The sequence below is a fragment of the Stenotrophomonas pictorum JCM 9942 genome (assembly GCF_001310775.1).
Classification (GTDB): Bacteria; Pseudomonadota; Gammaproteobacteria; order Xanthomonadales; family Xanthomonadaceae; genus Stenotrophomonas; species Stenotrophomonas pictorum.
This window is the reverse complement of the sequence record NZ_BAZI01000370.1, coordinates 1-2,587: the sequence shown is the minus strand read 5'-3', so window position 1 is coordinate 2,587 and position 2,587 is coordinate 1. Positions and strand designations below refer to the sequence as shown.

Sequence of the window (2,587 nt, the reverse complement as noted above, 5' to 3'; positions counted from 1 at the left end):
CGGGCTGGGCGGTCAGCGGGAAGATGTGGCCCGGCTGGGTCAGGTCCGACGGCCTGGCGTTGGGCTGGATCGCGGTGCGGATGGTGTGGGCGCGGTCATGGGCGGAAATACCCGTGGTCACGCCTTCGGCCGCCTCGATGCTGACGGTGAAATTGGTGTGGAACTGGGCGGTGTTCTTCTGCACCATCGGCGTCAGACCCAGCTGCGCGGTGCGCTCGCGGGTCACCGACAGGCACACCAGGCCACGGGCGTGGGTGACCATGAAGTTGATGTCCGACGGCCGGACCAGCTCGGCGGCCATGATCAGGTCGCCCTCGTTCTCACGGTCCTCGTCATCGACGATCACGACCATGCGGCCGGCGCGGATTTCTTCCAGCAGTTCGGGGATGGGGGCGAAACTCATGACGTGGCTCCTTGGCCCAGCAGGCGCTCGACATAGCGGGCGACCAGATCGATTTCCAGATTGACCGCACTACCCACGGTGGTGGCAGAAAAAGCGGTATTGGCGACGGTGTGCGGGATCAGCGCGACTTCGAAGCCTTCGTCATCGGCCTCGTTCACCGTGAGGCTGACGCCATCGACACAGATCGAGCCCTTTTTGGCGATGTACTTGAGCAGCGCCTTGGGCGCGGCAAAACGCCAACGCAGCGCGCGCGCGTCCTCGTGGATGGACAGCACCTGGCCCAGACCATCGACATGGCCGCTGACCAGATGCCCGCCGAGTCGGTCGGTCGGGCGCATGGCCCGTTCCAGATTGATCACGGCCCCCTCGGTCAACACACCAAGCGTGGTCAGCGCCAGGGTTTCGGTCGAGGCATCGGCCTTGAAACTGCTGCCGTCAAAGTCGATCACAGTCAGACACACGCCATTGACGGCAATGCTCTCGCCCAGCTGCACGCGATCGAACGGCAGAGTGCCCACGCTGAAGGTGAAGCGGACATCGCCGCCGAGGGGTTCGCGTGCGGCCAGCCGGCCGACGCCTTCGATGATTCCAGTAAACACTAACGTTCTCCGCGAAAAGTGAGCGAAAAACGCCGCAAGGCATGCAGGCGCACGGACCCGTCAGGCCCGCGACACCGTCTTCTTTCATCCGGACTATGACCGTCGGCTCCGGCATCTGACCGGATCTGCTGACCTTCAACGCATCTATCTGGAGGACAGATGGACAAAGCGCTCGCGGGCTCGGGCTTGCACCCCTACCGCCGGTGGGGAATTGCACCCCGCCCTGAAGACGTTTGTGAGTGCCGGAAAGTCCGGCGTGCGCATTGTACCAGCCCGGCCTGAAGCTCGACCTTTGTAATATGAATGTTAAAATCTGCGTGCACGACACGACGTCGCGCGATCGGCCCGCAACCGGCCGACTGAAACGGACATCACTTCTTAGAGAGGAATTCCATGCGCAAGACCCTGATTCTGGCTGCCCTGCTGGCGGCCACCCCGTTCGTCGCTTCCGCTGACGAGATGAGCTACACCTATGTGGAAGGTGGCTGGACCCAGGTCCAGATCAACGACGATTTCCTGGACGACCCCAAAGGCGACGGCGGCTATATCCACGGCTCGTTCGCGATCGCTCCGCAGGTCCATGTGTTCGGCGGCTATTCGACGGTTTCCAAAAGCTATTCCGCTGCCGGCGCGCGCCTGAAAGTCGATCTGGCCCAGCCGGAACTCGGTATCGGCTACCACATGAACATGAGCGAGCGTGTGGACTTCACCGCCGACATCGCCGCCGTACGGGTGAACGCCAAGGTGAAGATCTCCGGCCTGCCGGGCTTCAACGGTACCGGCAAGGATCACTCCACCGCCGGACGCGCCACCGTCGGCGTCCGCGGCAAGCCCTCGGCCCGCACCGAGGCGTGGCTGAAGGCCGGCGTCATGGATGGCAGCGACATGGATAGCACCTTCGTCGGCAACCTCGGCGGCCAGGTCAGCTTCAACAAGACCTGGGGTGTGGTGGGCGAAATCCAGTTCATCGAAGACACCACCCAGTACCTGGCCGGCGTCCGCGCCAGCTTCTGATCCGCGTTACAGCGCCTCAGATCCAGCGGGAGCCTCGGGCTCCCGTTTTCATTCGCAACGGCCGCGCTGGTTACGCCTGCTCAGACCGGACGCAGCAACAGCCGCAGGTCCTTGCCCAGCATGCGCACATCGGCCAGCTCCAGCGGCACGGTCTGGGCCATCGTCGCGATCCCCAGCCCGGCCAGCAACGGCCGCGCGGCATCGCCCATCAGCAATGGCGCGATGTAGAGCAGCAGTTCGTCGACCAGCCCGGCCTGCAGCAGGGCACCACACAGGGTCGGCCCGGCTTCGACATGCACCTCGTTGATACCCCGGGCAGCCAGCAGCGCCATCACCGCCGCCAGATCGAAGCGGCCATCGGCCTGCAGCGGCGAGGGCACGAACTCGACCCCGGCCAGCACCGGTGCGGCCAGTGCCGGGTCATGCAGATACAACGTCGGCGCCCCGCCCTCACGCACCCGCACGCAATCCAGGGTGCGCAGCCGCGCGTCCAGCACCACCCGCAGCGGCGGCAGGAATTCGCCGTGTTCGGGCCGTGCGGTCAATGCCGGATCATCGGCCAGCACGGTCG

General features: G+C 64.9%; 4 protein-coding genes and 1 riboswitch. Of the genes, 1 reads left to right on the top strand and 3 read right to left on the bottom strand.

Annotated elements, in window-relative coordinates; all coding sequences use genetic code 11:
* On the bottom strand, window positions 1-403 hold a 403-nt coding region (locus JCM9942_RS13830; RefSeq protein WP_172675124.1), incomplete at its 3' end, for a 3,4-dihydroxy-2-butanone-4-phosphate synthase.
* Window positions 400-1,002, bottom strand: a complete 603-nt coding sequence (locus tag JCM9942_RS13825) for a riboflavin synthase (RefSeq protein WP_054660396.1) — start codon at window positions 1,000-1,002, stop codon at window positions 400-402. The genes JCM9942_RS13825 and JCM9942_RS13830, both read right to left, overlap by 4 nt.
* Before the next feature lie 72 nt (window positions 1,003-1,074).
* Window positions 1,075-1,237: riboswitch (FMN riboswitch) on the bottom strand.
* A 158-nt stretch (window positions 1,238-1,395) separates the two neighbouring features.
* On the opposite strand from JCM9942_RS13825, the gene JCM9942_RS13820 reads away from it, so the two are divergent.
* Window positions 1,396-2,016, top strand: a complete 621-nt coding sequence (locus JCM9942_RS13820; RefSeq protein ID WP_054660394.1) for an outer membrane beta-barrel protein — start codon at window positions 1,396-1,398, stop codon at window positions 2,014-2,016.
* 80 nt (window positions 2,017-2,096) lie between these two features.
* Here the strand turns inward: JCM9942_RS13820 and JCM9942_RS13815 are convergent.
* A partial coding sequence (locus tag JCM9942_RS13815) for a RibD family protein (protein ID WP_172675123.1) occupies window positions 2,097-2,587 on the bottom strand: 491 nt, incomplete at its 5' end.